This is a genomic window from Gemmatimonadota bacterium, from assembly GCA_009838845.1.
Classification (GTDB): Bacteria; Latescibacterota; UBA2968; order UBA2968; family UBA2968; genus VXRD01.
Genome location: VXRD01000045.1, coordinates 1 through 25,321, shown reverse-complemented (window position 1 = coordinate 25,321; position 25,321 = coordinate 1). Strand labels below are relative to the sequence as shown.

Below are 25,321 nucleotides of genomic sequence, written 5' to 3'. Positions count from 1 at the left end.
ACTATCTAATATGAATGGGTTTTTTCAGTGCTTATGCGTTGTGCCAGGCGTCTTCCCATGGTGTGCCTTCAAGCGATTCTGCGGCGATATCTCGGGGACCGCGTTTGAGCACTTGTTCTTTATATTTTTTGATGCTCAATTTGTCGGGTGATAAGGTGGTTTCTTTGTCGATGGCACGGGTAAATGCTTCGGCAAAGGTTTCGATACTGTCTTTTTCATCGTCCGGCAAGCGTTTGGGCCAGGGCCCGTCGTTGAGGTTGACCGTGCGGCATTCTTCTTCTGTGGGAATGCGGGCCGGACCGGGATACGAGCGCAGTCTATCGCCGTCAAGCGAATTACTCAGGCCATATTGTCGTTCCCAGACGGTGATTTGATCGCGAAATTTTGACGCCAATGCGGGGTTTTCGGCGATGAGGTTGTGCTGTTCGTGTGGATCGTTTTCCAGGTGGTAGAGTTCTTCGATTCCGCCGTGGGCAAAAAAGGCGTATTTGTGTTTCTGGTTGCGCGCTGAAATCCAGCGTCCTTTGCCCTTGCTGTAGTCTATAATCGCGGATTCTCGAGGCTTTGCCAAGCCCCCACCTGTTGTGCCCAGGAGATTCGCCCCTGGTAACGGGCCGTGTTCTTCTGGATACTGGAGGTCGAGTTCTTCTATGAGGGTGGGAAAGAAGTCGAGCAGGCTGACGAGGTCATCGCATTGTTGCCCCGCTCGCGTTTTGCCGGGCCAGCGGAGGAGATATGGAATGCGGACGGAGGATTCATAAGGGCAGTTTTTTTGCGAAAGGCCGTGTTCGCCCATCATTTCACCGTGGTCTGAGACAAAGAGGATGACAGTGTTATCGGATAGGCCGAGGGTTTCGAGTTCATTCAAAATGCGACCAATGCCGTCGTCAACATGAGAGATGAGGCCATAGTAAAGGGCACGCAGGCGGCGCAGGCGGTCGGGGTCGCGATGGGCACCGTCCAGACGTCCCCGGCTGCCGTAAAAATTGGGTGGCAGGGTTTCGATAGGGCGGTCGGCAAAGGGCGGAAGTTCCATGTCGGCGGGGTCGTACATGTCGTCGTACGGTTCGCAGGGTGCAAAGGGCGGATGCGGTGATATCCAGGAACTCCACAGGAAAAAGGGTTGATTGGCGCGGTAGCGCGTGTGTTCGCGGAGAAAGTCAATGGATCGGTTGGCGACCCAGGTATTTTTGTGGTGTTCAACAGGTATGCCACAGGTTTGGGGCTGGAAGAAGAGCAGGTCGCGGATGCCTTTGGGAAAACGGGTGCGAACACTGTTTTCTCGCAGATAGCGGATGTAGTCGTCATTGACCCAATGATCGATGCCTTCTTCCATTGTGAGGAGATTTCGGAAGCCGTAGTGCCGACCGTGAAAGTGCATTTTCCCAATGCCCTGTGTCCAGTACCCGGCGCGCAGAAGAAGCGTCATGATGGTGGGAAGTTCGGGTAAGGGACCAGGTAGCGCACTGTTGTCTGTCCAGTGGTGTCGGGACATTCTGTGACCGGTGATAAAACTCATGCGCGCAGCAACGCAGACGGGGGTGGGCGTGACGGCCTGTGCAAAGCGAATCCCTGAACTGGCGAGCGCGTCGAGGTTGGGCGTGCGGATTGTTGTATTTCCAGCGCAGCCCATGGCATCTGCGCGCTGCTGGTCGGTCATGAGGACGAGAATGTTGGGGCGGTCTGGCATGGTGTTATCCTCAGCACTTATGGCAATTCAGGACATCCGGTCAGCGAATCAGCGAATCAACGAATCAGCGAATCTGCTAATGGAGTTCGCACTGATTTTGGGTGGTTGGGCGGGGTTCGTCTATTCGTCTATTCGTCTATTCGTTTCAGTATGTCGAGTCGAGCCGATAGTTGGGTGCTTCTTTGGTAATGGCGATGTCGTGAACGTGGCTTTCTCGAATGCCGGCAGAGGTGATGCGCACAAAGCGCCCGTTTTTGCGCAACTCGTCGAGGGTGCGCGTGCCACAATAGCCCATACCCGCGCGAAGACCACCTATGAGTTGATAGATAAAACCCGAAAGAGATCCTTTGTAAGGCACCTGTCCTTCAATGCCTTCGGGCACGAGTTTGTTGGTCGCTTCAACTTCGCCCTGGAAATAGCGGTCTTTGCTACCGCGCTGCATTGCGCCCAATGATCCCATGCCCCGATAGACCTTAAAGGTGCGGCCCTGATAGATAACGGTTTCGCCAGGGCTTTCGTCCGTGCCTACAAATAGGAAACCGATCATGACCGAATGGGCGCCTGCGGCAATGGCTTTGGTGATGTCGCCAGATTGTGTGATGCCCCCATCGGCGATCAGGGGAACACCGGTTTTGGCGGCGATTTCGGCACAGTCCATAATGGCTGTAATTTGAGGCACGCCAATGCCGGCGATCACGCGCGTGGTACAGATTGTTGCGGGTCCCATACCGACTTTGATGGCGTCGGCACCTGCCGCGGTCAAATCGGCTGCGGCTTCTGGTGTGGCGATATTGCCTGCGATGAGGTCAGTTTCGGGATATTTGCTTTTGAAGCGCTCTACGGCTTCGAGCACGCCGCGTGAATGGCCGTGCGCGGTGTCGATTACGATGACATCTACCCCTTGCTCAATCAGCGCGGCGGTGCGTTCTTCTGCGTCCCCATCCACACCGACTGCCGCACCAACGCGCAAACGCCCGAGGTCATCTTTACAGGCGATGGGATATTGGATTTTCTTTTCGATGTCTTTGACTGTAATCAGTCCCTTTAAGACGCCCGCATTATCGATAACCGGCAGCTTTTCTATGCGGTGTTGTTGCAGAATTTCCTGCGCGTCTTCAAGTGATATGCCCAGTTTGGCTGTTACCAGCCCTTTGGCTGTCATGACTTCTTTTACTCGGCGATTGAGATTTTTTTCAAAGCGCAGATCCCGGTTGGTCAAAATGCCGACGAGGCGGTTGCCCTGGGCGACGATTGGGACACCCGAAATGCGATACTTTTGCATGAGTTCCAGCGCTTCTGAAATGTAGTGATCGGGTGATAGGGTCACGGGGTCGACAATCATACCGCTTTCTGACCGCTTGACTTTTTCGACCTCTTGGGATTGCTCTTCAACGGTGAGATTTTTATGGATGATTCCAATGCCGCCTTCTTGCGCCATCGCAATGGCGAGACGCGCTTCTGTTACGGTGTCCATAGCGGCGCTCACCAGAGGGATGTTGAGTTTTATGTTTCGCGTGAGTCGCGTGCCGAGGTCGGTGTCTTTGGGTAAAAATTCCGATTTGCAGGGCATGAGCAAAACATCATTAAAGGTGAGACCTTGTTTGACAATTTTGTCTGTTGATTTATCCATCACATGTCCTTTCTATAGTGAAGTCGAGAAAGTTGATGAGGATTATTTTCCCTCTTTTGAGTCGAATACAAAAATCCCCTTGACGCAGACACATCAAGGGGATTCAGGAGGCAGGCACAGTTACACACTCCGCTCTGAGGCCTGGCGGCGGTGTAACCCGCCGTTTTTTGCGACAACAATAAGTGTAAAACTTCTGGTGCATGATGGTTCTCCAAATTGCGATTGGATTTGCCAAATATACCGCTTCTCTTTTATTCTGTCAATATGCGTGAAATAGAATTTTGTTCTCAATGGTCTCTGGAAAAGGGGTTGACAGCGATCTCTACGGCTTATATTCTTATTTTTAATTAACCCAAACTTCTAATATCGCTTTTAGTTAATTAGCTATCTTACATTTTCAAAACTGAGATAATTAACACTTCTCATAAAACATTGTTGCAGTGTTGGATATACCGGGAACTCTATTGATTTATATTTCGTTTAATTTGAAGCAGATTTTGGCTTGACAGGTTTTTTTTCATTCATTAGATTCTTCAGCCCTGGTACCTGTAATCGCATTATTCTTTGCTGTGGGTTGTATATTGTTCTCAAGGAGGGAAAACGGCCTGTTATGTGTCGTTTTCCGCGATTTTTCATCCCCATATAGTATGGAGATTGGGACCATGATTTTAAATTGGAAATTCCGATCTGGTTTTTCGGCTTTGTTTTGCAGTTTTTTTCTTCTGGGTACAGCGTCAATCTGTTTTGCCGAAGATGGCGAACCCGAGATGACACAGGCTGATTCTATTAAGAAGGCCAGTCAACACCTGTCTTTTGGTGCTCGATATCTCAAGAGCAAGCAATATGAAGATGCCGAAACGCAATTTTTGAAATCGTGGGGTTTTAATCCCAAAAGATCAACAACAGCTCGATACCTGGGTAAGTTGTACGAAGAAATAGAAAAATACGAAGATGCGATTACCTGGTTGCACAAAGCTGTTGAACTCGACCCCAAAAGCAAATACACGAAGATAGCACACATCGCATTGGCCCGCATCTATATTATAGAAGAACAGCCCGATAAAGCCATTGGGGCTTATGAAGCGTTGCTGGGATTTGACCTCACGGCAGAGGAGAAAATTAAATATTATCACGCGCTGGTCAGTTTGAGTGTCGAAACTGAAGACTATGAACAAGCATTGGAGTATGCCAAAAAGTGGGGTGAATTGGCTCCCGATGATCCCGAAGTGCGGGATATGATTGGTAAATTACATCTGCGAACAGGCGGCGAGGACGAAGCTCTGGCCGAAATGGAAAAAGTTCTGGAGATAAATCCCGATGATTATGCTACGCTGGAAAAATTGGCGGGTATGTATGATCAGAGAGGCGATGATGATAAAGCCTTTGATGCCTTTGAAAAATTGTATCAAAATGATGTCTCGAGTGTTTTCTTTCTGGAAGAGACCATTAAATTGGGCAAGAGGTTGAGTAAATCCGAAAGCTGGGTCGTTGGTCGGCTTGAAAAATTACACGCTATGCAGCCCGACAATTTGGGAGTGATAGAAGAACTGGCTGTGTTGACCGAGAGTCTCAAGTGGGTCAATAAGGGATTGAAACAAGATCCCCAAAATGGCAGGTACCCCTATATGAGGGGCGAACATTATTTTGACAGGTGGGAAAATTCAAGTGCAAAACAGGATTCGATCAATGCCTTGATATGGTATCGAAGGGCGTTGAAAGACCCGCAGTGGAAGGGCAATGCCAACGCGATGATCCTGACACTTGATCCACCCCTGACAGAAGAAGAAAAGAAGCGTCGAGAATTTTTTGAAGGTAGTAAAAAGAAAAAGGAGGAGGTGGAAACCGAAGGTAAAAAGTAAAGGGCTTTTGTGTTGTTAATCCATTTTTTTCGCATTCACACGTAATTCATAACCTAACCTGGGAGATGTGGCATGGTTGATCTTTTTATTAAAGGCGGAAACTTTATGTATCCGTTGCTGGTGATGTTGTTTTTTGGTGTTGTGGTGATGATTGAGCGCTTTTACACGCTTTTTAAGGCACACATCAATGCCAAAGAGTTTATGGTAGAGCTTCAGGATGCCCTCAAGCAGAATGGGCCAGAAGGTGCTGCCGAGTTGTGTTCCAATACGCGCGGCCCGGTCGCTACGGTGTTGCACGCAGGGTTGTTGCGTTTGGATCGCGGTATTGAACATGTGGAAAAGTCGATTGAGGAATCCGGTGCTATCGAAATGGCTTTTCTCGAGCGTGGTCTCGTGTGGCTTTCCACGGTCGCAAACCTGGCACCTCTTGTCGGCTTCCTTGGCACTGTGTCGGGTATGATCCGGGCTTTTAACGATATTGCCGCTGCTGGCGATGTTGATCCCAGTGTTGTGGCCGGTGGTATTTCTGAAGCTTTGATTACAACAGCTTCGGGCCTGGTGGTTGCTATTCCAGTACAGGCTGCATACAATTTCTTCCTGTCAAAGATTGACAAGATCATCATCGATCTCCAGGAAAGTTCCAATCAATTTGTCGATGACCTGATTCAGTTGGGCTACGGCAAGGAGGACTAAAACATGGCCCTTCAGCGACGCGAAAAATCTTCACCTGAAATCCCCACCGGGTCTATGGCTGATATCGTATTTTTGTTGCTGGTGTTTTTTCTGGTGACTACCACGATGAACCAGGATAAGGGTATTGGTATGCACTTGCCTCCGCCGGGCGAGTCCAAGAAAATCCAGAAGAAAAATATTTGCAACATCTGGGTCAATGTCAATGGGGATATTCTCATCAATTTGGAACAGAGTATCCCATTGAATATGCTTCGAGCAGATATTGAGCAGCGATTGGCGCAAAATGATAAGCTGATCATTTCATTAAAGGCAGACGAAGAAACGCCCTATGAGCAATTCATCGATGTGCTCGACGAGATTAAATTGTCAGGGGCAGATAAAATTTCCCTCGCTTCGCCCAGTGAGTAAGTTCAGGAGGTTTTCATGAATTTTAAGAAAAAAGGTGGTGTCTCACACAGCATCCCCACCGGGTCTATGGCCGACATTACTTTTTTGCTGCTCATTTTCTTTATGGTATCTACGGTTTTTGTCCGCTACCGCGTGACGGGCATTATTATGCCCAAGGCCGAAAAAATCGAAGAACTCAAGAAACGTCGTCACATCAACTATCTATGGGTTTCTGCTGATCGCAAAATCTATATTGACGACAAGCTGGCGAATCTCGATCAGATAGCCGGGATTTTTTACGATCGCCGTGTCAAAGATCCCCGCATGGTCGTATCACTCAAATGTGACTACCGCGCGCCTTATGGATTGATCAGTAGTGTGATGGAAGAATTGCGCAAGGCCGATGCGCTGCGCATCAACTTTGCGACCAACCGAGAGGGGTAAGCTATGGCAATGATTCGGGGAAAAGCACCAGAAGCCGATTTGCGACGTTCTTATAATAAGGTTTTTGGATATTGCACATTGGTCACGTTTGTCCTGCACACCGCCGTGGCTGTGATTTTTCCAACTTTTGAAGCCTCTGCGAGTGATCGCAAGAAGAAACAGATCATTATTGAAAATGTGGATATTCCAGAAACTCGTCAGATTAAACGTCCGCCGCCGCCGCCGCGACCTGCTGTGCCAATTGAAACAGAGAGCGACGATGTGCCCGATGACGTGACTATTGAGAGTACTGATCTCGATTTTGACGATGCAATGGTCGATATGCCGCCGCCACCGCCGCCGGGTTCATATGAGGAAGAAGAAGAAATCCTCGAGTTTTATATGGTTGAGCAAAAACCAAAAGTCAAACATCAGGTAAATCCTAAATATCCTGAAATTGCCCGCAAAGCCGGGTTGACTGGAAAAGTGTTTTTGAAGTTTTTGGTTGATAAGAATGGTCGGGTAAGCAATGTGACTGTACTTAGAGGTCAAGAAATTTTCCGTCAAGCGGCGATTGATGCTGTTCTGCAATTCAGGTTTGAACCAGCCCAACAAAATGACAAGCCGGTTTCTGTTTGGATGACACAGCCGATGTCTTTCCGCTTGAACTAAGGTAAGGTGGCTATTTTGATTTGCGAAAGGCCATTGTGCAGGGTGTACAATGGCCTTTTTTGTGTAAATATGTAAACAATACTTGACATATACGCCGAAATTTTACAATATATACTGCCTAATCCGAATTTTAAGTCTTTGTAAAGGTTCAAAATACAGGAGATTCCCCATGTCCATGCGTTCCTTCCTTGCGATGCTTTCATTGTCTGTGCTAATGGCTGGCTCTGCCCTTGCACAGGTTGTGAGTCCCGAATCAGCGGAAAAGTACAATGCCGGACAGGAGTTATACAAAAAAAGACAGTATCAAAAAGCACTCGTAGCTTTTGAGGAAGCTGTAAAAATCGATGCTAAAAACGCGCAGGCATATCGCGCGATAGGCACGACATATCGAAAGCTCCGCAATTACACAAAGGCCATAGAAGCTTATCAAATGGCGACTTCAATCAAGACGGATTACGCAGCTGCTTATTTTGAGATGGGCGAATTGCAATTGCAGACCAAAGACTATACAGGCGCCCAGGCGAGCATGCAAAAGGTGCTGTCGATTGATCCCAGTTTTGCCGACGGCAAAGCACGGGATAGGTTAAAGGTGGCTTATCTTCAAGAAGGCACCACGTTGTTCAGGCGGCGCAATTACAAGGCAGCTGCGGCTCAGTATGAAAGTGCCACGCAAGTCGATCCTTCAGATGCGACCGTATTTTACAATTTGGGTCTGGCACATAGAAGTGCTCGCAGTGTGAATGCCGCGCGCGAAGCACTTGAAACAGCCATTGAGCTGAATCCGAACTATGGCAAAGCCCATCGCGGTTTGGGTGATCTCTTCAGGGCGACAGGAAAAAATAGCAGTGCAGCAAGCGCGTACTTAAAGGCGATTCAAGCGGATGCAAAAGATACGAGATCTCGCCTGAATCTGGCAGTGGTCTATCAGGCGATGAAGCAAAATAGCAAAGCGATCTCCGTGCTTTCAAAAGCAGCACAGGTTGATCCCAAGAATGCAGATGTTCACACAGCACTTGGCAAAGCCTATTCAGATGCCAGACAGTACACAAATGCTGTTGCTTCCTACAAAAGGGCACTGGGCATTAAGAATACAGCCGAGGTAAACTATCGGATAGCTGAACCCTATTTTGGACTCAAGCAATACCAAAATGCGATCAGGCACGCCAATAAAGCCGTGTCTTCATCTAAATGGAGAGTGCCCGCCAATGTCATTCTGGGCGATTGTTATCGCGAGCTTGGCCAAAAAGAAAGAGCGATTTCGCACTACAAAAAAGGGGTTGGGAATCGCCAATACAAGAAATATTGCGAAGACCAGATTGATCGCATCCTCAATCCAATGGGCGGTGGAGAAGAAGAGGCACAGTAAGTAGCACAATGCTTTTTGTAAAAAATTAGAAGGGACTCTTTTGAGTCCCTTTTTTTTTAGGAGATATCTCCTTTTGTGAAAAAAGATACTTTTTTGTATGTCAATGCCTTTTTAATGGATAGCTGTTTTTCCATTGTGGGCATTTGCGTTCCATTATACGCCCTGCAATTCGGTGCGACTTATGACGATCTCGGGCACATCAATGCCTGGGGTGCATTGGCTTATTCTGTGACCAGTCTCGTTTCTGGCCGCCTTTCAGACCGGATGGGTTATCGTCAGATTATGAGAATTGGGAGTTTTTGTCTTTTTCTGGCATTTGTGGGATATATCGGTGTCAATCGCATCTGGCATTTTATTTTGCTTTCTGTGCTTTCTGCTGTTGCCATTGCACATTATTGGCCCCCAATGCAAGCCTATCTTGGGCGCGGGAAATCGCGAGATATGTTGTTACCCGCTTTGGGGCGATTCAATGTGGCGTGGACATTGGGCGTGTTTGTTGGCCCAGCCGCAGGTGGTGTGTTGTTCGCATTCCACCCGTTTAGCGGATTTGTTTTGTCTGGCTTTTTTGTGCTTCTGTTATTTCTGGGGCTGATCGTCGTTCCCATTTTGGAATCGGAGCCAGGTGTTGCGGCTACAAGATCGGTTGTTGCGACGTCAGGACATTTTTTTCCCCTTGCATTGTTGGCCAATTTTGCAACGTTTTTTGTGATTGGGCTTATACGTGCGCTCTTTCCAAAATTGGCGACGGATCTCGGCATTTCACCGGATTTGCTGGGGTTTTTGCTCGCGCTGATCGCTTTGACCCAACTTGCGGTTTTTTATTTTATGTCGCGGACAGATCGATGGCAATTTCGTCTGTCACCTATTATTTTCGCTCAGCTTTTGGGAGCTTTTGGCCTCGGTTTGATCGGGATGGGTACAAAACCGATTGTTTTTGCATGTGGTTTTTTGCTGCTGGGCGGGCTTATTGGGGTAACGTTTACAGCGAGTATTTTTTACAGTTTGTACGCAGAAGGTCCAGGAGGTCGTCGCACGGGTATTCACGAAGCGATTGTGGGGAGTGGATTTTTATTTGGTCCGCTCCTCGGTGGTCTTGTTGCCGAGCATTTTAATGCGCGATTGCCCTATTTGATGGGTAGTATGGTTATTCTGATGACGATTGGTATTCAGTTGTTTATCCATAAAGTGAAAGCTCCCAGCGGCTTTGTGCCGCAGACGGGCGATTAGTTTTTAATTTGTGTGGAGAATGAATTTGAAAAAGCGTTTTAGTAAAGCCGAGAAAGCCGAAAGAATTGCCGAGATTTTAGACGAATTGTATCCCGATCCCGAAGGATCGCTGAGACACGGGAGTGCCTATACCTTGCTGGTCGCTGTGTTGTTGTCGGCGCAGTGTACCGATGTGCGGGTCAATCAGGTGACGCCGGTTTTATTTGCCAGGGCAGATACGCCAGAGAAAATGATTGCGCTGTCGGTTGAAGAAATCGAAGGCATTATCCGTCCGTGTGGGTTGGCGCCTCGCAAAGCGCAGGCGATTTTCGATTTGTCTCGTATTTTGCTGGATGAACACGATGGCGAGGTGCCCCAATCTTATGAAGGTTTGGAAGCATTGCCCGGCGTGGGACACAAGACGGCGTCGGTGGTGATGGCTCAGGCTTTTGGCGTGCCGGCATTTCCCGTGGATACGCATATTCATCGTCTCGCCTATCGATGGGGGTTGTCCAGTGGCAAAAATGTGGTGCAGACCGAGCGCGATTTGAAACGCATTTTTCCCGCGGAAATTTGGAATAAGCTGCATTTGCAGATTATTTTTTTTGGACGAGAATATTGCCCTGCGAGAGGCCATGATCCCCATCAATGCCGCATTTGTAGCGTGTATGGACGCAGAAGTTTGCTTTGAAAGATTGGAGGTGGAAGTGAAGATTCGAGCGATTGCGATTTCGGTTTTTGAGTTGCCCGCCAATACGGGGCGGTTTCGGATGGAACAAACCGGTCAGGGTGCCCGCAAGCGATGGGCAAAGCGGGGTGCGGGTAAGTCGGCAGAGCATATACACGTTTTGCATGTAAAGACAGACGAAGACATCGAAGGGGTGTGTACGGTGGGGGATGCGCGGTACACGACGATGCGCTCTGAAGATCTGGAGCAATTGCGGTTGCTGGCGATTGGCGAAGATCCATTTGATCGGGAGAGACTCGCGCAAAAATTACACAAAGCAACGCGCGGCATGTTCACGCGACCTGGATGGTTTGGCGCTTTTGACAATTGTTTGTGGGATATCGCCGGCAAGGTTGCGGGGCTTCCCGTTCACGGTCTGATTGGTCGGGCGCGGTCTCGTTGTGCGGCTTATTACAATTTTAGAAGTGGCTCAAAAGAAGAGGCTGTAGCCGATGCAAAAAAGGCAGTGGAAATGGGATTTCTGGCTGTAAAAGATCACTTTGGGGGTACGGCAGATGAAAATATCGCGTGTTTTCACGCTGTGCGCGATGCGGTTGGGAGGGATGTCGATATTTTGCACGATGCCGCAGGATGTGATTATACGTTGCACGATGCGATTCGGGTGGGTAAGACTCTGGAGGCGTTGCGGTTTGGGTGGTTTGAAGAGCCTCTGGCAGATCGAGATCAAAAGAACTTGCAGCGTTTGTGCGATGCGCTGGATATTCCCATTTTGGCACCTGAGACTTTGATGCACGATGTGGATTTGAGCGCGCAATGGATTATTTCCGGGGCAACCGATGCCCTGCGCGCCAATGCGCGGCTGGGTACAACTCCGACGTTGAAATTAGCACATTTGGCGGAGATGTACGGTGCAAATATTGAATTTAATGGACCGGGTGGGTTGTTTGGGCTGGTGCATGCACATCTGGTTTGTGCCATATCGAATACGAGTTATTACGAGTTTTTCCCAGGAGGGTCCCGGGATGTGCGCGGTCGTGAGATTGGGTTGCTCAATCCACCCTTGCCCGAGAATGGCCATATTACACCGCCCAGTGATCCCGGATGGGGTGCCGAATGGGATTGGGAATTTTTTGAGAAGAAGCGGATTGGAGAATTGTAAATGGGGCGTGTCCCGAAGCTCTGACTACTGAAAGGAGATTTTATGGCTTCTGATAAACCAAATATTATTCTGATTCTGTCCGATGATTTGGGATATGAATGCCTGGGGTGTTATGGGGGTGAATCGTATCGAACTCCCGTGCTGGATGGTTTGAGCAAGGAGGGGATGCGTTTTGACCATGCGTATGTCCTGCCGCTGTGTACGCCGACTCGGTTACAGTTGATGACGGGTAAATACAATTTTCGAAATTGGAGAGCTTTTGGCGTGATGGACCCTCAGGAGCGCACCTTTGGACATCTGATGCAAGCGGCTGGGTACAAAACGTGTATTTCGGGTAAATGGCAAATGTATAGCTATAATCCGCCGGATTTTGAGCCCGAGTGGCGCGGTAAGGGGCAATTGGCGGAAGATTCGGGTTTTGACGAGTATTGCTTATGGCATACGGAACACACCGAGGATAAGGGGTCGCGGTATGCCGATCCGGTGATTCAGCAAAATGGAGCGTATTTGGAGGATACAGAGGGCAAGTACGGTCCGGATATTTATACGGCTTATATTTGCGATTATATCGAGCGGCACAAGGATGAGCCATTTTTTGTTTATTATCCCATGGCGCTGACACACGGTCCGTTTGAACCCACGCCCCATAGTGAAATATGGTCTGAAAACCGACACGATAGCGGTGTGAAGTATTTTAAAGATATGGTTGAGTATATGGATGTGGTGATTGGACGGATTGTAGATAAATTGGATGAACTCGGTCTGAGAGAGAATACTTTGCTTTTGTTTATTGGCGATAATGGTTCGCCCCGTCAGGTGACTTCTATGATTAATGGTCGCGAGTTCCAGGGGGGGAAGGGCCTTTCGACCGATGCGGGTACGCGGGTGCCATTTGTCGCGAGTTGGCCGGGGACAATTCCCCCGGGGTCTGTGTGTGATGATTTGATCGATTGTAGTGATTTTGTGCCCACTATGATGGATATGGCTGGCATTTCTTTGCCCGAGGACGATGTGTTTGATGGGGTGTCATTTTTGCCGCAGTTAAAGGGCGAGGCGGGAACGCCGCGCGAGTGGATTTTTGCCCATCACGATCCCCTTCCCGGATGGGGTAAGGTGGGGTATTACTTAAAGCGGTGGGCACAGGATAAACGCTGGAAGCTCTACGATACGGGCGATTTGTACGATGTGGTAGCAGATGAGTTGGAAGAACACCCGGTCGTCGATGGGGGCGCAGAAGCCGAGGTAGCGCGACAAAAATTGCAGCCCGTGCTGGATCGGATGAAGTAGCAGGCGTGTTGCACATTTTGTTCTGCGGAAGATGGTTTTTGTGAAAAGATTGTTCAATACAGGTCTGCTTTGATATGATGTAAATTTTTTTATAACAACAAGTTATTGTTTCAAGTGGTTCTGGCACACTCCTTGCCTGATTCTAGTGCTTCTTTCGGTTGGTTTCTTTCAGGCAAGGAGGTTTTGATGACTTCGCGTGTGTTGAGTTGTGCTACGCTGGGTATTGATGCGTATATCGTGCATATTGAGGCGGATATTTCGCGTCGGCTTCCCTCATTTTCAGTGGTGGGTTTGCCCGATAGTACGGTGAAGGAGAGCCGGGATCGGGTGATGGCTGCGATTAAAAATGCCGGGCGAACATTTCCAACTAATCGGATTACGGTGAATTTGGCACCGGCAGATATTCGAAAGGAAGGCTCGGCATTTGATTTGCCGATTGCGATAGGTATTATCGCCGCGATGGGCGATTCAATTTCACCCGAGAAGCTGTCGCAATATCTCATTTTGGGTGAGTTGGCTTTAGATGGTACGGTGCGGCCCGTGCGCGGGGCACTGTCAATGGCTGTGGAAGCCAAAAAGGCGGGTTTAAAAGGGTTGCTCGTCCCTGTGGAGAATGCGCAAGAGGCGGCGATTACTGGAGGGTTAGATGTTTTGCCGGTGCGCGATTTGAGTGAGGCACTGGATTTTTTTGAGGGGTACTGCGATATCATGCCCTTTGAAATCAATAGCCAGGCGATTTTTCGGCAGGCGCGGATGCATCGGGTGGATTTTAGGGATGTGCGCGGGCAAGAGCATGCCAAGCGCGCGCTGGAGGTGGCGGCGGCAGGCGCGCATAACGCGATTCTCATGGGACCACCCGGATCTGGTAAGACGATGCTCGCCAGGAGATTGCCGACCATTTTACCCAATCTGACCCTGGATGAGGCTCTGCAGACGACAAAAATTCACTCGGTGGCGGGGTTGCTGCCGCCTGATACGGCACTGGTGGCAGTAAGGCCGTTTCGTTCGCCACATCACACGATTTCAGATGCGGGATTGATCGGTGGCGGTCCCTATCCCCGGCCGGGAGAGGTGTCGCTGGCACATCACGGGGTGCTGTTTTTGGATGAGCTTCCCGAGTTTAAGAAACAGGTTTTGGAGTCTCTTCGCCAACCTATTGAGGACAGTTTTGTGACGATTGCACGCGCGGCGATGTCGCTTTCGTATCCCGCGCAGTTTATGCTCGTTTGCGCCATGAATCCGTGTCCGTGCGGGTATTTGGGCGATCCACACCACGAGTGTATTTGCTCGCCACCTGTGGTGCAGCGCTATGTCAATCGAATCTCGGGACCGCTGATGGATCGCATTGATATTCACGTAGAAGCCCCGGCTGTGCAGTATGAAGAACTGGCCAATGAACCCGCTGGCGAGTCTTCTGCAGAGGTTCGCAAGCGCGTGCAAGGCGCGCGGCAAATACAATTGGAACGGTTTGCAGATTATAGAGATTTGTTTAGCAACGCGCACATGGGGTCGCGAGAGATTCGGATGTTTTGTAAAATTGATGATAGGAGCGAGGAGTTGTTGCGGATGGCGATTACGCGATTGGGGCTTTCGGCGCGGGCCTATGATCGCATCCTGAAGGCGAGCCGCACAATAGCAGATCTGGAAGGCGAAGAGGATATCCAATCGCGCCATGTTGCCGAGGCGATTCAATACCGTAGTCTGGATAGAAGGTTGTGGGAGTGAAAATAAAAAAAGCGAAGCATTGACAAGTGCTTCGCTTTTTTTGGGTTACAATATGAAACGCGATACAAAAAAAGTTGTGATACCAGGTATTAAAGGCGAGGTGTGCATTCAGCGGATGGCGCATGGCTTTCCGCATATCTCGGCGGGGGATGAAGAGGATCGGTATTACGGTCTGGGGTATGCACATGGCCGGGATAGGCAGATGCATATGTGGTTGCTCAAGCTCATTGGGCGCGGGAATGCGTCTGCATATCTGAAAGCGGATGACGAGTTGATTGAGGTAGATCGGTTTATGCGCTGGCTCGATATAGCGGGTGATGCGGATCGGGAAGCGCGACGTTTGTCACCTGATGTGCAAGCGGTTCTGGATGCGTATTGCAAGGGGGTGAATCAGGCGGTGCGCGCAACGGGAACGCCTTTTGAATTTAAGCTGATGGGGTATCGACCAGATGACTGGACGCCGGCAGATGCACTGCTGATGGTTAAGCTGATCGGTTTTGTTGGGCTTTCGCAAATGCAGGGCGATATGGAGAAGTTGATTGTTCAGTTGATTCAGAAGGGCGTGGATACAGAGCGATTGAAGGAACTTTTTCCAGCGATTCGGGATGATGTATCAGAAGAGTACATCGATCTGATAAAGAGAGTGCGTCTGGTGCGTCCGATGATTCCATCATCTGTGGTGTGGCGCGATTTGTTGCCCGATTTTTCCGCGAGCAATAATTGGGCTGTGCGTCCGTCAAAGACGGCATCTGGATGGGCGATGATGTGCGGAGATCCGCATCTGCAATTGCAATTGCCTTCGGTGTGGTATCTGGCGGTGCTGTCTGGGGGCGATGATTATTTGATGGGTGCGACGCTGCCGGGGTTGCCGGTTGTGGCTATGGGACGGTCACCCCATCTGTCGTGGGCAGCGACCTATGGTACCGCCGATGTGTGTGATTATTTTTTGGAGGAGGTGAAGGATGGGAAGTATAGATGTGGGGATAAATGGGTGCCTTTGCGCGTGCGAGAAGAGGTTATTCGGCCCAGGAAGCGGGATCCGATAGGGTTGCGCGTTTGCGAGACGGAACGCGGTTTGTTGGAGGGTGAGGTCAATGAGGATGGGTTTTACCTGTGTTATGCGTGGACGGGTAAGCAGCAAAAGGGGACGGGTGCGGATTCGCTGGATTGTGTTTTGCGGATTACAAAGTCAAAAGGCGTTGAAGAGGCACGGGATTATTTTGCGGGGTTGACGTTTGCGCCGTTTAATTGGGTGTTTGCTGATCGGGGGGGGAATATTGGATATCAACTCGGGGGGCTGGTGCCCAAACAACCCGAAGGTTCATCGGGTTTGCTTCCGTATTTGGGTTGGGATGAGAAACAGAATTGGGATGGGATGGTGGATCCAATATTGTATCCGCGTGCGATGAATCCGGAATGCGATTTTATTGCGACGGCAAATCAGGATCTCAATTCTATGGGGCAGTTCGCGCCAATGAAGTTGTCGATTTCGTCTTATCGCGTGGATCGAATTTGCGAGATGTTGCGGGAGAAGGATGATTTGACAGTAGAGGATATGAAGCGGATTCACTGCGATCTTTACGCGCTTCAGGCCAGGGAGTTTATGGCGGTTATACGTCCGTTATTACCCGAATCAGAAAACGGGAATAGATTGCAGGAGTGGGATTTGTGTTATGATGCGGATTCTCTGGGTGCGACGCTTTTTGAGCGCGTTTATCGCGAACTGGTTTTGCTCGTTTTTGGGGATAATGGTTTGGGGCGCGAGATGGTGACGTTTTTGCTGGATGGTACGACGCTGTTCAGTGTTCTGCACGGATATTTTGATCGCATTCTTTTGAGCGAGGCATCGGTCTGGTTTGGAGATCAGCCGCGTGAGGTTCTTTATCAAATGGCGATTGAACGCGGGTTAAGAAAAAAAGCCGTGCCGCACGGCAAAGTGAGTAAAGTTTATATTGAGCATATTTTTTTCAGGGGGAAGTTGCCGAGGTTTTTGGGTTTTGATTATTCGCTTGCGAATATTGGGAGTCGGTCAACGGTTTCTCAGGCTGGCGTGTTCAAAGGCGGCGCGCTTGCACCCACTTTTCGAATGATTTGCGATTTTGGGGAGGATGTGCTATACGCAAATATCGCGGGCGGTGCTTCAGATCGCCGTTTTTCCAAATTCTATACGTCGGGGTTAGATGCATGGGCGCAAGGCGAGTACGAGGTGTTAGGACCATAAAGAGTTGACAGCTAACGGGTTGCTCTGTTAATGCCTTTGATTTTTTGATTTGCTTTGGCGCGCTGGTCGATTTCTTCGGGTATGACGATGTTGTGGAGGTCGGCGCGGAGGTCGGCGCGGAGGTCGGCACAGGTGGGGTCGTCGGCGCGATTTTCGGTTTCGTCGGGGTCGTTGGCGACGTTGAATAACTGGTCTGGCAGGCCTACGTAGTGGATGTATTTCCAATCGCCTTTTTTGATCATGAAGCCGCCAGTTAGCGCGCCGAGAGCGTGGTATTCGCTAAAGATGGGACGGTCGGGAAAGGGATGTCCGAGGATGGCGGGCAGGAGGCTGCTGCCGGGCAATGGCGCGGGGTCCTGTTCGGCGAGATCGAGTAGGGTGGGGAGGATGTCGATGAGGTTGGCTCCTGCGGCGATGCGCTGGTTGCCTGCAGCGTTTGGGTGGCGAATGATCATGGGGACGCGCACGGAGTGTTCGTAGAAACATTGTTTTTGCCATATACCGTGGTGTCCGCCCATTTCGCCGTGGTCGCTGACGTAGATGACGACGGTGTTGTCGCGCAGGGATGAGTTATCGACTATGTCGAGCAATCGACCGACGAGGTAATCGGTGAAAGTGATGAGGCCGTAGTAAGCCGCGGTTGCAGTGGTGGAGATGGCGTCGGGCAGGGGTTCTTCGTTGCGCAGCCAGTAGCGGAGTTGCTGGATGGAAGGATGCTGGGTTTCGCAGGGTTCGGTTCTCGTGTGTGGCAAGATGACGCGGTCGGGATAGTATCGGTCGAAGTATTCTTGCGGGCACAGGAGGGGGAAGTGGGGATTTATGAAGCCGGTGTAGAGGAAAAAGGGGCGGTCGGCGTATTGCGCGCGAGATTTGAGAAAGCGTTCGGAGAGGTCGGTAGCTGTGCTGTCGTAGTCGGTTTGCCAGTTTTCTCCGGGGCCGCATTCGGTGACGTGGCTGTTGCTGCCGCGCCGGGCGTCGGGTGTGCGGGAGGGGGCACCCATATTCCAGTGTTTCCATTTTTCTGCATCGTCCATGAGGCGCGCGCCAAAGCCGTGCAGGCGTTCGGGACCTATGAAGTGGGTGCGGCCGCAGGCTGCGGTTTCGTAGCCCGCGGCTTCGAGGTAGCTGCCCATTGTGGGGATTGTTCCCGCGAGGGGTGAGCCGTTGTCATAGGTGCCGATCTGGTGGACGTATTGTCCAGTCATAAAGGACATGCGCGCCGGTACGCATATCGGGCAGGCGGTATAGGCATTGTCAAAGGTGGTGCCTTCGGATGCGAGGCGATCCATGTGTGGCGTTTCGATATGGGGGTGACCGTAACAGCCGGTGACTGCGGGGTCGTGTTCGTCGCTCATGACGAGTAGGATGTTGGGGCGCTGGTTCATGCTAATATCTTCCTATGCGTTTGGGACCGGGATCGGCGCATATAACGGTATCTCAGGTCAGGCCTGGTACAGGCTCTCTGTCGGGATGTCGGTGATCATTGCGTGGCCAGGGGTGTAGGATATCATGAAGGGGAGCCTGGCCTGTTCGGCGACAATGCGGGGTGTGATGCCGCAAGCCCAATACAAGCGGTCCGTTCCTTCGGGTACTTCAAACGGGTGACCGTCCATGTTGACGTTCAGTTCTTCAATACCAAGTTCGTCCGCATTGTTTCTTCCGATTGGGGCGCCGTGACACCCGGGAAAGTGGCTGGTGAATTCCCATACATCGTCGATCATAGCCGGATCGAAGGAGCGGATGGTGACGGCCATGTTGCCCGAGAAGATCCCGACTGTTTTGCACGAGAGCGACGTGAGTTGGATGGTTGGTCCGAATGCGGCGGGGTAGCCTTTTTCGGTCAGGAGGCCGTCGAAGGAGACGCTCGATCCGATCAGGAAGGTAACGGTTCGGTCGTCGAACAGGTCCACGATGTCCTGTCGGCGTTCGGTGACTTCGCCATCGCGTACGATGTCGTATGAACCCAGGTCGGTTCGGATGTCGAGGGCGCGTGCATACTCGGGACAGTCTGTTTGGCCGGGTTCCATTTTAGCGATCAGCGGGCAGGGTTTCGGGTTGGCGCGACAGAATGCCTCGAAATCGTCGGCGTAGTCTATGTCCAGAAAAGCGACGTTGACGCACAGGTAACCGGGAAGGGCTCGGGATGCGAAGCCTTCGAGTTCGTTGGCTCTGCAAGCGAGTCTGACGTCTAACGGTGTTTTGAATTTCATGTTGCGCTCTCCATTGAAACGCTTAATATCTTCCTATGCGTTCGGGACCGGGGTCGGCGCATATAACGGTGTGGTCGAAGTTTTGTTTGATGAGCTGGTATTTCAGATCTGTGTGGGATGGGTCTTCCCAGAGGTTGTGAAATTCATCGGGATCTTCTCGAAGATCGTAGAGTTCGCCGTAGTCTTCGTTGTGATAGACGACGAGTTTGTAGCGGTTGTTGCGCAACATGGTCGCCCAACAGGGTTTGTGTTTTTCAGAGGCGTGTGGGGCGAATTTATCGACGACGTCGTAGTATTCACAGCGCACAAAGTCGTGGTGCGCGTGACCGGGGTGTTCGCCTGTGAGAATGGGGATGAGGGACTTGCCGTGTGTCCATTCGAGAGGGATGCCGGCGAGGTCGGCGAGGGTGGGCGCAATGTCTAAGAGCGCGGTGAGGCCATCTGCGCGCTGGCCCTGGAGAAAGGTGCCGGGCCATGAGATGATGAGAGGAACCCTTACGAGGGCTTCGTAGAAGCGGCAACCTTTGCCGGTGAGGCCGTGATCGCCGAGCATTTCGCCGTGGTCGCTCGTGAAGATGACCACGGTATTTTCGCGTTGTTCCGTGCGCTCAAGTGCGTTGAGCATGCGACCGACGTTTTCGTCGATGAGGGCGATCATGCCGTAGTAGGACGCTTTGTTGTGCTGTTCGCGGTCGCCAGGTGGGTTGCCTTCTTGCCCTGCGAAGAAGCGTTTGAGCCGCGTTTGTGTTTGCAGGTCGCTTTCGCGAAATAGCGGCGGTGGCAGGTCGGCGGGATTGTATTTGTGCGTGTCGGGGGCGTCAAAAGGTCCGTGCGGGTCAAAGGGGTTGACGCTCATGAGCCAGGGACCGTCGTGGGGGGATTCGATAAATTCAATGGCGCGGTCCGCACACCAGGTGGTCTGGTGGTATTGGGGATTCATGTCGGGACGATAGTTGCCATACGTGCCGTCTTTTTTTGTTTGAAAGACATCGCCGAGGTCTATGCCCTGTTCGGTGAGCCAGTCGGTGTACTGGTTGCCAATTCCGATACCTTGACTGTGTGAGTGGCTATACCAGAATTTGCGATATCCATCGTCAACGCGTTGTTCTTCGCCGTTCCATGCAGAGGCGAGGTGGAGTTTTCCCGATAAGCCGCAATCGTATCCGGCATCTGCGAGGCGTTTGGTGATGAGTTGTACGCGTTCATTTGCCTGGAAATAGGCATTGCCATTGCGATTGCCGTGTACGGTGCTGGGATATAGCCCGGTGAGAAAGCTGGAGCGGCTGGGCGTGCATATCGCGCTCTGGCAGTGGGCATGTGTGAATGCTACGCCTTCGGCGCAGAGGCGGTCGAGGTTGGGCGTCTGGATGTGTTCATTGCCGAGGGCGTGGATGGTGTCGTAACGTTGTTGATCTGTGCAGATCCAGAGGATGTTGGGGCGTTTTGATGTCAATGGTGGTCTCCTCAATCGCGTGCGCCTCTGATAACGCGGCCATTTTCGATCCAGTGATCGCGGTAAAAGGTGGTGGGTTCAAAGGTGTCGTTTAGTGCGTCCATGCGCGTCCGAATCTGGTCGCGGTAATGCTGGATTGTTCTGGCATGGTCAGGGCTGCTGGCGAGGTTGTGCAATTGCAGGGGGTCTTCGCGGTGATTGTAGAGGGATTCTCGATGGTTTTCAATGGCATAGGTATATTGTTTGTCGCGCAAAGCACGCCATTCAAAGCCATCGTCCCAATCGACACTGGGACCCATGCCCTGTAAGAATGCGGATTCGGGTTCCTCTCCAGGCTGGCCGAATGCGCAATGCGAAAGGTCAAATCCATCGATACCATCGGGGATATCGACGTCTATAAGTGAGAGCAGCGTGGGCATGATATCGGGTGTGTTGAGGCAGGCATCGCTTTCGGATTTGGGTGCGATGCGGTTGGGCCAGCGCATGAGAAAGGGGACGCGAGCAGCTTCTTCATAGTAGATGTTTTTCTGAACGCGACCGTGTGCGCCAAACATTTCGCCGTGGTCTGATGTGAAGACGACAAGGGTGTCGTGCGCGAGGTCGAATCTGTCTATCGCGTCTAAAATTCGGCCCACGTTCCAGTCGAGGTTGGCAGTCATAGCGGCATAGATTCGCTGCCATTCAACGAGGTTGGGTTTGACGGATTTCATCCACCAATCGCGGTCGAACCACGCGTGCCAGTATTCTCCTGATCCATCCCGGTAATTTGGCGGCAGGTCAAAGGCCATGTCTTTGAAGTGCATACCCCATTCTTCGGGGACGTTGTCCCAGTTCCAGGGCTGATGAGGTGTGCCATAAGAGACGAAGAGGGCGAAGGGTTCTGGATTTTCGCGCGCGTTTTCGAGATAGGAGATGGCGAGGTCGGTCATGGCATCGGGTTCATAGGCCTGGATGTCGATGCGTTCAAATTTGTCTTCGTAATAAAATCCCTTGTAATAGCTGTGGTTGAAGTTGTAGGCTGCCCAATAGTGGTCAAATCCCAGTCGGTGCGGGCCTGGGGGCACGAATTGATTGGCGGGATTCTTGTGAAAATCTCCGGCCTGTTTATAAACTTTGCCTTCGGTTGCGTAAATGTGCCATTTGCCGATGTAGGCACAATTCACGCCGTTCTGCGTCAATGTGCCGGCAAGCGTTGGCAAATCGGTGCGGGCACTCAATTCGTTCATGACGTAGCCATTGGTGGTGGGATAACAGCCCGTAAAGAGGGATGCGCGATGCGGGCTGCACACGGGATAGACCGAGGTGGCGTTGACAAAGTTGATGCCTTCAGATGATAGGCGGTCGATATTGGGGGTGCGGGCGCGGTTGTCGCCCATATAGCCACAGGATTGCGGGCGGAGTTGATCGGCGAAGATGTAGAGAAGGTTAGGCACAGATTACGCGCTTTCGTGTTCTGCTCGCATTGCGTTAAAGAAGCGCACATCAATGCGCGCCAGGTCAATTACGGTTTCTATGGGTTCACCGCTGTATTCGCTGTGGAAACTCACGGGACCTTCAAAGTTTAATCGATCCAGTGTTTTTACGACTGCGGGCCAATCGCCAAATCCCTGTCCCAGTCGCATTGTCCCACCCGTGGGCGTCCCCTGTACAGTTCGTCCCAGAGGTCGCTGGCGAATCAGGTCTTTAAATGCCAGGACTGAGAGATATTCGCGCACGATATCCAGTGCCATTTCTATGGGTTCGCCACATATCGACAGGTGTCCCGGGTCGGAGAATACGCCGATGTGTTCGGGGTTGAATCCCTTGACCACGTTCATGACGGCACACGAGTTTAGTCCCATCGATTTGCCCGAATGGTTGTGTACTACGGTTTTTACGCCGTGTTTTTCCGACAATTTCTCAAAGCTTTCCATCCAGCCCCGGATTTCATCCAGCTGATCCCAGTAGTGTTTCGCATCTGACCAATGCCAGTAGCCCAGTTTTACGTGCGCCACGCCAGCTTCACCGAGAGCGCCGTAATAACGCTCGGCGTAATCGATGTCCGGGCGACTAAAATCGCCGGGGGCTGTTACGAGTGGAATGCACAGCCCTGCTGCTTCAAACTGTTTGGCGGCTTCGGGCAGTGCCTTATCGATATTGTCTGGGTTTACAGGATATCCCTCTCGCACACACAAATCCGCGCCCTGTACGCCTACGGATTGGAGGGATTCGATGATTTCGGAAACGTCCATGCCTTCGAGGTGTTTTGTGAACATGATGTACGTGAGCTTCATTTTCTTTCCTTTCTCTGGTGTCGTTTGCATTTATGAGCGTTTCAGGATACGCAATTATGTACCTAAAATCAATGGTGATGCGAAGCTCAAATCTTGACATGTTGTGAAAAATGTATATGTTGTCGTCAAATTGTTGTGAAAAATGACGACCAGGTAGTCAAAAAACACGGTTTCGCATATTTCAGCATCCCGATGCAGAGGTCGTAAAAGGACATGAAACTCAGCCGCTTTGCCATTTTTAAGCCCATCAGTACTATTATGATTGCACTTAGTCTCGTGGTGATGGGTTTTATTTCCCTGTTCAAGTTGCCGCTCGAATATTTGCCCAGCGTGACGTTTCCGGTTCTTTTTGTGTCTATCCGGTATCCCTCTTCGTCTCCCGAGGAAATTGAACGGTTTATCACGCGACCGATTGAAGAGATATTGGGCACTATGCCCGGTATTGAAAATATGGGATCCACATCCAATGCGTCTTCTTCGACCATTCGCCTGGAATTTGCAATGGATGCGGATATGGATCTCGTTGGCATTCATTTGCGCGACAGGCTTGATCAGGTCCGCGCAGATTTGCCAGAAGACGTGGATTATATTGGGATTAAAAGTTTTGATACCGAAGATATTCCGGCTCTTGAATATACTGTTTCGTGGCTCGGTGAAGATCCCGAAGATCTCATCGCGTTTTATAACCAGCACCTGTTGCCGCGATTGCAGCGGCTCGATGGCGTGGCAAGTGTTGAATTGAGGGGTTTACAGCAAAAGGATCTCCTCGTCGAGGTTGATCAGCGGGCTATGACTGCGCACAAATTGGATTTTCGCACCATCAATCGCGCGCTTCGCAGAAATAATATCAATATCTCGGCGGGTTATGTCACCGATGGCGACAGGCGATTTGCTGTGCGGAGTGTGGGCGAGTTTGAGACCGTTGACCAGATTCGCAATCTGCCCATTCGTCCAAACCTGGCGCTGTCCGACGTTGCAGCGGTTACCTACGATTATCCCCCCGCTCGTCGATTTGATCGTCTTGATGGCATACCTTCTCTTTATCTTTCTGTGCATAAATCGTCAACGGCAAATATGGTCGATGTTTGCAAGCGTGCCCGTGCAGAACTCGTCCGCATCAACGAGGAGGTTGGCAAAGATAAATTTCGAATGCTTCTGGTGCGAGATCAGTCAACGGATGTTATTGCCAGCATAACCAGCCTCAGCCATTCGGCGATTATGGGGGGACTTTTAGCCGTTATTGCCATTTTTATTTTTCTCCGCAACTTCCGCAGTACGCTCATCATTGGCTCCGCTATTCCAATTAGCGCGCTCACGGTGTTTCTCATCATGTATTTTTTGCGGCAATCGGGCGCTGATATCACCTTGAACTTGATTTCGATGATGGGGCTGATGGTCGCTATTGGGATGCTCGTGGATCCCGCTGTTGTGGCTCTGGAGAATATTTTTCGCAAATGTTTTGATGAGGGCCAGAGTGCAACACAGGCAGCGCTTGAGGGCAGTGAGGAGATTGGTCTCCCGGTTCTGGCTGCTACGCTCACCACTGTGTGTGTATTTGTTCCGGTCATTTTTGTGACTGATTCGGGTACTTCGCTCTTTATGCGGCAATTCTCTGTGACAGTTGTCGTGTCTGTTATTGCATCGTTTTGTGTCGCGCTTTCTCTGATTCCATTGGCCGCATCTCGCGCCTTTGATAAAGGTGGTCAGACCTTTGACCGCGTTCTCAAAAGCATTTTTGTACTCGCGGCAAGTGTCGGGGTGGGCGCGTATATATATTATACGGATTTCAGTAAAATTGATTACGGGGATATGTGGGACGCATTTGCGCGTACTATCGCTGCCCTGCCTTTATTTGCCAAAATTGGTTTTCCCGCGGCAATTGCACTGGTGATTTTTCTGTATTTTCGTTACCGCGCCATTGGTGCCAGAGCACTGTACGCGAGGGTGGTCGCCAATACTTTGCACTATCGCTGGGCAACGCTATCCGTTGCGTGCGTTCTTCTCTTTTTGGGCAATCACATCTACGGCAAAATAGAACAAGAACCCTTCCGCTATCAACCCACCCGCGCGATTAGGCTGACAGTGGAGATGCCCCGTACGTACGATTTGGCGCAGGCGAGTAATACTTTTAAAATAGCCGAAGATATCCTTATTCCACTGAAGGAGGAACTGGACATAGAGGCTATTGCGACGAAGTTCAATACGGGTAACCGCCAGGGAAAGAGAAACGCACTTTTGACCATTTATCTCACGCCTGCAGAAGAAAGCAAGTTGACGACAGACGAAGTCCAGTACAGGATCATCGCGCTTCTTCCAAAGGATATTCCCGGTGTGCGTTTCAGGCCTCGCGGGGGCAAGTCGGGCGGGACTGCGGGGGTG

General features: G+C 50.9%; 20 protein-coding genes. 13 read left to right on the top strand and 7 right to left on the bottom strand.

Translation table 11 applies throughout. The features are described 5' to 3' along the window. Window positions 1–31: 31 nt before the first annotated feature. A complete protein-coding gene (locus F4Y39_06940) occupies window positions 32–1,690 on the bottom strand; it encodes a sulfatase-like hydrolase/transferase (GenBank protein MYC13450.1) in 1,659 nt (552 codons plus the stop codon). A gap of 145 nt (window positions 1,691–1,835) precedes the next feature. Next, window positions 1,836–3,320 (bottom strand): IMP dehydrogenase, encoded by a 1,485-nt coding sequence (gene guaB / locus F4Y39_06935; GenBank protein MYC13449.1) that lies wholly within the window; start codon window positions 3,318–3,320, stop codon window positions 1,836–1,838. Between the two features lie 647 nt (window positions 3,321–3,967). Here guaB and F4Y39_06930 point away from each other — a divergent pair. The 12 genes from F4Y39_06930 to F4Y39_06875 all read left to right on the top strand — a co-directional run bounded on the left by F4Y39_06930 (window position 3,968) and on the right by F4Y39_06875 (window position 17,006). After that, the gene (locus tag F4Y39_06930) at window positions 3,968–5,179 is read left to right on the top strand and encodes a tetratricopeptide repeat protein (GenBank protein MYC13448.1); all 1,212 of its coding nucleotides are present in this window, start codon (window positions 3,968–3,970) and stop codon (window positions 5,177–5,179) included. Window positions 5,180–5,251: 72 nt separating this feature from the next. Further along, window positions 5,252–5,872, top strand: coding sequence for a MotA/TolQ/ExbB proton channel family protein (locus tag F4Y39_06925; GenBank protein ID MYC13447.1), 621 nt, complete (start codon window positions 5,252–5,254; stop codon window positions 5,870–5,872). A 3-nt stretch (window positions 5,873–5,875) separates the two neighbouring features. Continuing rightward, entirely contained in the window at window positions 5,876–6,280 is a 405-nt protein-coding gene (locus tag F4Y39_06920) for a biopolymer transporter ExbD (protein MYC13446.1), read from the top strand. A 15-nt stretch (window positions 6,281–6,295) separates the two neighbouring features. Continuing rightward, on the top strand, window positions 6,296–6,703 hold the full coding sequence (locus F4Y39_06915; GenBank protein MYC13445.1) for a biopolymer transporter ExbD: 408 nt from the start codon (window positions 6,296–6,298) through the stop codon (window positions 6,701–6,703). A 3-nt stretch (window positions 6,704–6,706) separates the two neighbouring features. Continuing rightward, window positions 6,707–7,354 (top strand): energy transducer TonB, encoded by a 648-nt coding sequence (locus tag F4Y39_06910; GenBank protein MYC13444.1) that lies wholly within the window; start codon window positions 6,707–6,709, stop codon window positions 7,352–7,354. 169 nt (window positions 7,355–7,523) lie between these two features. After that, entirely contained in the window at window positions 7,524–8,720 is a 1,197-nt protein-coding gene (locus F4Y39_06905; GenBank protein MYC13443.1) for a tetratricopeptide repeat protein, read from the top strand. 75 nt (window positions 8,721–8,795) lie between these two features. Further along, window positions 8,796–9,947 (top strand): MFS transporter, encoded by a 1,152-nt coding sequence (locus F4Y39_06900; protein MYC13442.1) that lies wholly within the window; start codon window positions 8,796–8,798, stop codon window positions 9,945–9,947. Between the two features lie 19 nt (window positions 9,948–9,966). Then, window positions 9,967–10,617, top strand: a complete 651-nt coding sequence (nth, locus tag F4Y39_06895; GenBank protein MYC13441.1) for an endonuclease III — start codon at window positions 9,967–9,969, stop codon at window positions 10,615–10,617. Then, window positions 10,562–11,773 carry a hypothetical protein gene (locus F4Y39_06890; GenBank protein ID MYC13440.1) on the top strand — a complete coding sequence of 404 codons (1,212 nt, stop codon included), beginning with the start codon at window positions 10,562–10,564 and terminating at the stop codon, window positions 11,771–11,773. Before nth ends, F4Y39_06890 begins: the two co-directional genes overlap by 56 nt. A gap of 42 nt (window positions 11,774–11,815) precedes the next feature. Continuing rightward, a complete protein-coding gene (locus tag F4Y39_06885; GenBank protein ID MYC13439.1) occupies window positions 11,816–13,060 on the top strand; it encodes a sulfatase-like hydrolase/transferase in 1,245 nt (414 codons plus the stop codon). Window positions 13,061–13,246: 186 nt separating this feature from the next. Next, the gene (locus F4Y39_06880; protein MYC13438.1) at window positions 13,247–14,785 is read left to right on the top strand and encodes a YifB family Mg chelatase-like AAA ATPase; all 1,539 of its coding nucleotides are present in this window, start codon (window positions 13,247–13,249) and stop codon (window positions 14,783–14,785) included. Beyond that, complete coding sequence (locus F4Y39_06875) at window positions 14,733–17,006, top strand: penicillin acylase family protein (GenBank protein MYC13437.1); 2,274 nt, start codon at window positions 14,733–14,735, stop codon at window positions 17,004–17,006. The genes F4Y39_06880 and F4Y39_06875 overlap by 53 nt, the downstream gene beginning before the upstream one ends. 11 nt (window positions 17,007–17,017) lie before the next feature. Here the strand turns inward: F4Y39_06875 and F4Y39_06870 are convergent, their stop codons facing one another. Genes F4Y39_06870 through F4Y39_06850 form a run of 5 tightly spaced genes read right to left on the bottom strand, consistent with a single transcriptional unit; the run spans window position 17,018 to window position 22,942 of the window. Beyond that, a complete protein-coding gene (locus tag F4Y39_06870) occupies window positions 17,018–18,391 on the bottom strand; it encodes a sulfatase-like hydrolase/transferase (protein ID MYC13436.1) in 1,374 nt (457 codons plus the stop codon). Window positions 18,392–18,448: 57 nt separating this feature from the next. After that, complete coding sequence (locus F4Y39_06865) at window positions 18,449–19,216, bottom strand: DUF1445 domain-containing protein (GenBank protein ID MYC13435.1); 768 nt, start codon at window positions 19,214–19,216, stop codon at window positions 18,449–18,451. A gap of 22 nt (window positions 19,217–19,238) precedes the next feature. Continuing rightward, the gene (locus F4Y39_06860) at window positions 19,239–20,669 is read right to left on the bottom strand and encodes a sulfatase-like hydrolase/transferase (protein MYC13434.1); all 1,431 of its coding nucleotides are present in this window, start codon (window positions 20,667–20,669) and stop codon (window positions 19,239–19,241) included. Between the two features lie 11 nt (window positions 20,670–20,680). Further along, window positions 20,681–22,102: a sulfatase gene (locus tag F4Y39_06855; GenBank protein ID MYC13433.1), complete on the bottom strand. Its 1,422-nt coding sequence runs from the start codon at window positions 22,100–22,102 to the stop codon at window positions 20,681–20,683. A gap of 3 nt (window positions 22,103–22,105) precedes the next feature. Further along, window positions 22,106–22,942, bottom strand: coding sequence for a sugar phosphate isomerase/epimerase (locus tag F4Y39_06850; protein ID MYC13432.1), 837 nt, complete (start codon window positions 22,940–22,942; stop codon window positions 22,106–22,108). Window positions 22,943–23,155: 213 nt separating this feature from the next. Between F4Y39_06850 and F4Y39_06845 the strand changes: the two genes are divergently transcribed. Beyond that, window positions 23,156–25,321, top strand: a 2,166-nt coding sequence (locus tag F4Y39_06845; protein ID MYC13431.1) for an efflux RND transporter permease subunit, incomplete at its 3' end; no start/stop codon positions are given.